This window comes from Pseudokineococcus marinus (genome assembly GCF_013004605.1).
Lineage (GTDB): Bacteria > Actinomycetota > Actinomycetes > Actinomycetales > Quadrisphaeraceae > Pseudokineococcus > Pseudokineococcus marinus.
On the sequence record NZ_JABEMA010000183.1, the window covers coordinates 1 to 6,331 of the forward strand.

At 78.3% G+C, this 6,331-nt stretch carries 8 protein-coding genes and 1 pseudogene; 7 read left to right on the forward strand and 2 right to left on the reverse strand.

Features of this window, described 5'->3' with window-relative positions; genetic code table 11:
• The 6 genes and pseudogenes from HLB09_RS11455 to HLB09_RS20015 form a co-directional block, all read left to right on the forward strand.
• Nucleotides 1-366: pseudogene (locus HLB09_RS11455) on the forward strand (rRNA small subunit methyltransferase B); the annotation flags it as partial.
• Nucleotides 367-598: 232 nt separating this feature from the next.
• Nucleotides 599-1,288 carry a ribulose-phosphate 3-epimerase gene (rpe, locus tag HLB09_RS11460; protein ID WP_171203506.1) on the forward strand — a complete coding sequence of 230 codons (690 nt, stop codon included), beginning with the start codon at nt 599-601 and terminating at the stop codon, nt 1,286-1,288.
• Nucleotides 1,289-1,296: 8 nt separating this feature from the next.
• Nucleotides 1,297-2,001, forward strand: a complete 705-nt coding sequence (gene pnuC / locus HLB09_RS11465) for a nicotinamide riboside transporter PnuC (protein WP_171203507.1) — start codon at nt 1,297-1,299, stop codon at nt 1,999-2,001.
• A gap of 72 nt (nt 2,002-2,073) precedes the next feature.
• Nucleotides 2,074-2,337, forward strand: coding sequence for a phosphoribosyl-ATP diphosphatase (locus tag HLB09_RS11470; RefSeq protein ID WP_171203502.1), 264 nt, complete (start codon nt 2,074-2,076; stop codon nt 2,335-2,337).
• Nucleotides 2,338-2,395: 58 nt separating this feature from the next.
• On the forward strand, nt 2,396-3,244 hold the full coding sequence (hisG, locus tag HLB09_RS11475; protein ID WP_171203503.1) for an ATP phosphoribosyltransferase: 849 nt from the start codon (nt 2,396-2,398) through the stop codon (nt 3,242-3,244).
• A gap of 1 nt (nt 3,245) precedes the next feature.
• On the forward strand, nt 3,246-3,734 hold the full coding sequence (locus HLB09_RS20015) for a PH domain-containing protein (protein ID WP_212770942.1): 489 nt from the start codon (nt 3,246-3,248) through the stop codon (nt 3,732-3,734).
• 3 nt (nt 3,735-3,737) lie between these two features.
• On the opposite strand, the gene HLB09_RS11485 is transcribed toward HLB09_RS20015, so the two are convergent.
• Nucleotides 3,738-4,871, reverse strand: coding sequence for an FUSC family protein (locus HLB09_RS11485; RefSeq protein WP_171203504.1), 1,134 nt, complete (start codon nt 4,869-4,871; stop codon nt 3,738-3,740).
• Between the two features lie 95 nt (nt 4,872-4,966).
• Nucleotides 4,967-5,368, reverse strand: coding sequence for a nucleoside/nucleotide kinase family protein (locus HLB09_RS11490; protein WP_212770943.1), 402 nt, complete (start codon nt 5,366-5,368; stop codon nt 4,967-4,969).
• Nucleotides 5,369-5,533: 165 nt separating this feature from the next.
• Between HLB09_RS11490 and hisF the strand changes: the two genes are divergently transcribed.
• On the forward strand, nt 5,534-6,331 hold a 798-nt coding region (gene hisF / locus HLB09_RS11495), incomplete at its 3' end, for an imidazole glycerol phosphate synthase subunit HisF (RefSeq protein WP_171203505.1).

The following is a 6,331-nucleotide window of genomic DNA, read 5'->3' on the forward strand; positions in this document are numbered from 1 at the left end:
CGCCGCCCCGAGGCGCGCTGGCGCCGGCAGCCCTCGGACCTGTCGGGGCTGGGCCCGCTGCAGCGCGACCTCCTCGCCTCCGCGCTGGCGGCGGTGCGCGTCGGCGGCGTCGTCGCCTACGTGACGTGCTCGCCGCACCCCGCCGAGACGGTCGCCGTCGTCCGCGACGCCGTCCGGCGCGGCGCGGTCGAGCTCCTCGACGCCCCGGCCGTCCTCGACGCCGCGGCGCTCTCGCCCGTCCCGGGCACGGCGCCGCCCGTCGACGAGGGCACCGGGAGGGACGGCGGAGGGCGCACCGCCCAGCTGTGGCCGCACGCCCACGGCACCGACGCGATGTTCCTGGCCCTGCTGCGCCGCACGGCGTGAGGTGGCTCCGCGCGCCGCGGTCGGCCCGCGCGGGGGCGCTGTCGCGCAGGAGGCGGGGCGCCGGCCTGACGTGCCCCTCCGCCGCCCGGCCCCGGACGCTCGTGCCGAGAGCCGCCGACCCGCCGCACCCGCTCGCGGCTCGTAGGCTCCGGGCGTGACGGACGACGACCGCAGCCCCGCGGGCACCAGCCCGGAGGACAGCAGCCCGCGCAGCGGGGGACCGCAGAGCGCGATGCGGGTCCACCCGAGCATCCTGTCGGCGGACTTCACCGACCTCGCCGCCGAGGTGCGCCGCATCCCCACGGCGGACGCGGTGCACGTCGACGTCATGGACGGCCACTTCGTGCCCAACCTCACGCTCGGCCTGCCCGTCGTCGAGCGCCTCGCGCAGGTGAGCGACCTGCCGCTGGACTGCCACCTCATGGTCGAGGCGCCCGACCGGTGGGCGCCCGCGTACGCCGAGGCCGGCGCGGCGGGCGTCACCTTCCACGCCGAGGCCGCGGCCGCGCCCGTCCGGCTGGCCCGCGAGCTGCGCCGCCTCGGGGCGCGCGCCGCCGTCGCGCTCAACCCGGCGACGCCCGTGGAGCCGTGGGTCGACCTCCTCGGCGAGGTCGACATGGTGCTCCTCATGACCGTCGAGCCCGGCTTCGGCGGCCAGTCCTTCCTCGACGTCGTGCTGCCGAAGGTCCGGCGCCTGCGGGCGGCGATCTCCGCCGCGGGCCTGCCGGTGGCCGTCCAGGTCGACGGCGGCGTCAGCGCCGAGACGGTCGGCCGCGCCGCCGAGGCGGGCGCCGACGTCTTCGTCGCGGGCTCGGCCGTCTACGGCGCCGAGGACGCGGCGGCCGCGGTCGAGGACCTGCGTACCCGGGCCGCCGCCGCAGCTGCCGGCACCGCGGCGTCCGCCCCCTCCGACCGCGGGTGAGCGGCGCCGTGGACGCCCTGGCGTCCGTCCTCGACGCCGCGGTCGTCATCGGGGGCGTCCCCCTGCTCCTGCGCGAGGTCGTCGGCAACCTCTTCGGCCTGGCCTCGGCCGTCGGCGGGATGCGCCGGCGCGTGTGGGCCTGGCCGGTCGGCGTCGTCGGCAACGCCCTGCTCTTCACCGTCTTCCTCGGTGGCGTCTTCGCGACGCCGCAGGCCGTCGACCTCTACGGGCAGGCCGGCCGGCAGGTGTTCTTCCTCCTCGTCAGCGTCTACGGCTGGGTGCGGTGGAGCCGCACGCGGCGCGCCGGGGGAGCGGGCGCCCCGGCCGTGGCGCCGCGGTGGGCCACCGGTCGCGAGCGGGCCGCGCTCGTCGCCGTCATGGTCGTGGGCACGCTCGGCCTCGCGCAGGTCTTCGCGCGGCTCGACTCCTTCGGCCCCTACCCGGACGCGTGGATCTTCACGGGCTCGCTGCTGGCGACCTACGGCATGGCCCGCGGCTGGATCGACTTCTGGCTCGTGTGGATCGCCGTCGACGTCGTCGGCGTGCCGCTGCTGCTCGCCGCCGGGTACTACCCCTCCGCCGTGCTCTACCTCGTGTACGCGGGCTTCGTCGTCTGGGGCGCGCGGACGTGGGTCGTCGCCCGCCGGCGCGAGGGGCGCGCCGGCCCCGGCGCGGACGGACCGGCGGACCCGGCCGTGACGGCGCTGGGCTGAGGGCACCCGGCCCGCCACCTGGCTCGACCACCCGGCTCGGACACCTGACCCGTGCACCTAGCCTGGGCCCCCGTGAAGACCTTCGACGACCTGTTCGCCGAGCTCGCCGCCAAGGCCGAGCAGCGCCCGGAGGGCTCGCGCACCGTCGCCGAGCTCGACGCCGGCGTCCACGCCATCGGCAAGAAGGTCGTCGAGGAGGCCGCCGAGGTGTGGATGGCCGCCGAGCACGAGAGCGACGAGCGGACCGCCGAGGAGGTCTCCCAGCTGCTGTACCACCTGCAGGTGCTGCTGCTGGCCCGGGGGCTGACGCTCCAGGACGTCTACGCCCACCTCTGAACCGCCCCGCACCCGCGTACCCGCCGCCCGCCCCCGGCACCACCCAGGAGACCCGCCCGTGCTGCGCATCGCCGTCCCGAACAAGGGCTCGCTCGCCGAGCCCGCCGCCGCCCTGCTGCGCGAGGCCGGCTACGCCGAGCGCCGGACGGGTCGCGAGCTCGTGCTCCACGACCGCGCCAACGACGTGGAGCTGTACTTCCTGCGCCCCCGCGACATCGCGGTCTACGTCGGCGCCGGCACGCTCGACGCCGGCATCACGGGCCGGGACCTGCTCCTGGACTCCGGCGCGGACGCCGCGGAGGTGCTCGAGCTCGGCTTCGCCTCGTCGACCTTCCGCTTCGCCGCCCGCACGGGGGAGGCGCCCGCCGACGTGACGGGGCTGGCGGGGCGCCGCGTGGCCACGAGCTACGACGGCCTCGTGCGCGCCCACCTCGCCGAGCACGGCGTCGACGCCCCGGTCGTGCGCCTCGACGGCGCCGTGGAGATCTCCGTGGCCCTGGGCGTCGCCGACGTCATCGCCGACGTCGTCGAGACCGGCTCGACGCTGCGGGCGGCCGGGCTCGAGGTCTTCGGCGACCCGATCCTGCGGTCCGAGGCGGTGCTCGTGCAGCGGCGCGGCACGGCCGCGCCCGAGGGGCTCGACGTCCTCGTGCGCCGGGTGCAGGGCGTCCTCGTCGCCCGCGAGTACGTCATGGTCGACTACGACGTCCACGTCGACCTGCTCGACGCCGCCTCGGCGGTCACGCCGGGCCTGGAGTCGCCGACCGTCTCGCCCCTGCGCGACGCCAGCTACGTGGCCGTGCGGTCGATGGTGCGGCGCGGTGAGGTCAACGCGGTCATGGACCGGCTCTACGAGATCGGCGCCCGCGCCATCCTCGTCACGACGATCCACGCCTGCCGGATCTGACGTGGCCGACCTCTCCGGCGCCCAGCGCGGCGGCCCCGACGACGGGCGCGCGTCCGAGCGCGCCCGCCTGCACCGCGCCTTCGCCCCGCGCCGGGCCCGCGTGGTCGCCGTCGTCGTCGGCGCCGCCGCGCTGCTCGGCGGCGCCGTGCTCGCCGTCGTCGTGCCCGAGGTGGGGACCTTCGACCGCGTCGCCTTCGTGGTGGTCGGCGCCCTCGTCGCGGGCTTCATGGCGCTGCAGGCCCGCGTCCGCGTCGTCGTCGACGAGCGGGGGCTGCAGGTGCAGAACCTCTTCCTGTCCCGGCGCCTGGAGTGGGCCGAGGTCGTCCAGGTGCGCTTCGGCGGGGGCCAGCCGTGGGTGCAGCTGGACCTGTCGGACGGCGACGTCCTGCCCGTCATGGCCGTGCAGCGCGCCGACGGCGCCGCCGCCGAGGCCGAGGCGCAGCGCCTGGCCACGCTCGTGGCCCTCCACGGCCCCCGCGACGACCGCTGAGGCTCAGTCGACCGGCGGGACGGCGGCCAGGGCCTGCTCGGTCGACATCCCGCCCACCTGCAGCAGGTCGACGACGGTGCTGCGCAGCTGCCCGACGCAGACCGCGGCGGACAGCCCGAGGCGCCGGCTCCCGAGGACGCCGGCGCGGCGGCCCAGGTCGACGAGGTCGTCGAGGAGGTCGTCGTCGCGCCGCCCGGCGTCCACGGCCTCGGACAGCAGCCGAGCACCGGTGGCGAGCTCCTCGAGGAGCGTCCACAGCTCTGGCGGCAGCGGCTCGTCGCGCTGCTCGGCGACGGCCACCCGCCGCAGGAGCACGCGCACGTTGCGCATGGCCCGGTCGAGGGGGACGGCGAGGTCGCGGACCACCTCGAGCCCCGGGCGGTGGCGGTGGCGGAACGGCGAGAGCCGCAGCCCCTCCAGGGCCTCCTGCGCCGCGGGCGCGAGGTCCTCGAAGGCCCGCTGCCCGGCGCGCGCCCGGTCCAGCGCCGCCTGCGCCCGCTCGCCGTCGGCGTGCTTGGCCGCGGCGGCGGCCTCGGCGAGCAGCAGCGCCACCTCGCCCGTCGCGGCGGCGGCGAGGCGGCGCGGCCGCAGCAGCGGCGCGGTCGGCAGGAGGGCCGCCACGACGAGCGCCACGGCCCCGCCGACGAGCGCGTCGACCCAGCGGTCGAGCCCCGCGGACGCCGGCGCGGCGAGCGAGGTCACGATGCTGGCCTGCACGCCCGCCTGCGTGACGAGCAGCTGGCCGGCGTCGAGCAGGACGGCAAGGGCCATCGACAGGCCCACCACGACGGCGAGCTGCCACACGCCCGTGCCGAGCCAGCTCGCGAGCAGGTCCCCGACGGCGATGCCCAGGGCGACGCCGACGACCACCTCGCCCGTGCGCCGCAGCCGGCCCTCGTAGGACTGGCCGAGCGCGACGACCGCCGCGACGGGCGCGAAGAAGGGCGTGGCGTGGCCCAGGACGAGGTGGGCGATGGCCCAGGCCGCCCCCGCGGCGAGCGCGCACTGGACGATGTTGGGGCCGCGCCGGCGCAGCCGGGCCAGGCGCTCGCGCGCCGAGCGGCGCCCGCGGACGGCGGCGCGCAGCTGCCAGACGCGCTGGAGGTCGAGGCGCTGGCTCGCACGGCTGCCGGGCACGCGCCGATGCTCCCAGGTGCCGGTGCTCCCAGGTGCCGGTGCTCCGAGGGGCAGCTGCTCCCGGGTGCCGGTGCCGGGCGGTGCTCCCGCCGCCCTCAGCCCGTGACGACGACGACGTCGGCGCGCGCGGCGGGCGCGTGCGCGCGCAGGTGCGCCTCCTCCTGGGCGGCCCAGCGGTCCCAGTGGGGGGCGTAGGCCTCGCCGTCGCGCGCCAGCGCCCGGTGCCGTCGCACCTCGTCGGGCGCCTGCGCCCACACGAGGACGTCGCCCGGCGCGAGCTCCGCGGCGCCCGCCCCCACGCCCTCGACGACGAGCAGCGGCCCGGGGGCGACGACCAGGTCGTCCCCGGCGCCCGACCAGGCGCCGGCGTCCCAGTCCCAGCGCCGCAGCCGGGCGGCGCGGCCGGCCCGCCAGGCCGGCAGGGCCTCGTCCGCGAGGCGCGCAGCACCGGCCTCCAGCCCGTCCCACCCCGGGTACAGGTCGTCCAGGTGCAGCACGGGAGCGCCCAGCGCCGCCCCCAGCGCGGCGGCCAGCGTCGTCTTGCCCGCGCCGCTGCGGCCCTCGACGAGGACGGCGCGCGGGACGGCGGGTGGGAGGACGCACAGGACGGGGGGCGGGAGGGCGCACGGGCCCGGGGCGCCGCGGTCCCTAGGCTGGTGCGCGTGAGCCTCGCCGTCCGCGTCGTCCCCTGCCTCGACGTCGACGCCGGCCGCGTCGTCAAGGGGGTCCGCTTCGCCGGCCTGCGGGACGCGGGCGACCCGGTCGAGCTCGCGCGCCAGTACGGCGACGACGGCGCGGACGAGCTCGTCTTCCTCGACGTCACGGCGAGCACGGACGAGCGGTCCACGACCTACGACGTCGTCGCGCGCACCGCCGAGCAGGTCTTCGTGCCCCTCACCGTGGGCGGGGGCGTGCGCACGGTCGCCGACGTCGACCGGCTCCTGCGCGCCGGCGCCGACAAGGTCGGGGTCAACACCGCGGCCGTCGCGCGGCCGCGGCTCGTCGCCGAGGTGGCCGACCGCTTCGGCGCCCAGGTGCTCGTCCTGTCCGTCGACGCCCGCCGCTGCCCGCCGGGCACCCCGGAGGCCGAGCGCACGCCGTCCGGCTTCGAGGTCACCACGCACGGCGGGCGCCGGGGGACCGGGATCGACGCGCTCGCCTGGGCCGCGGAGGCCGCCCGCCTGGGCGCGGGGGAGATACTCCTCAACTCCGTCGACGCCGACGGCACGACCGGCGGCTTCGACCTCGAGATGCTCCGCGCGGTCCGCGGTGTGGTCGGCGTCCCCGTCGTCGCCAGCGGCGGCGCCGGTCGGCTCGAGGACTTCGCCCCCGCCGTCGGCGCGCGGGCGCTGCTCGGCGTCTTCGGCGCGATGCTCATGCCGCCGACCCTCGCGCTGCTGCGCTCGGTCTTCCCCGACGGCGGCCAGCGCCGCCTCGCCGTGGCGATCTGGGCCACCGGC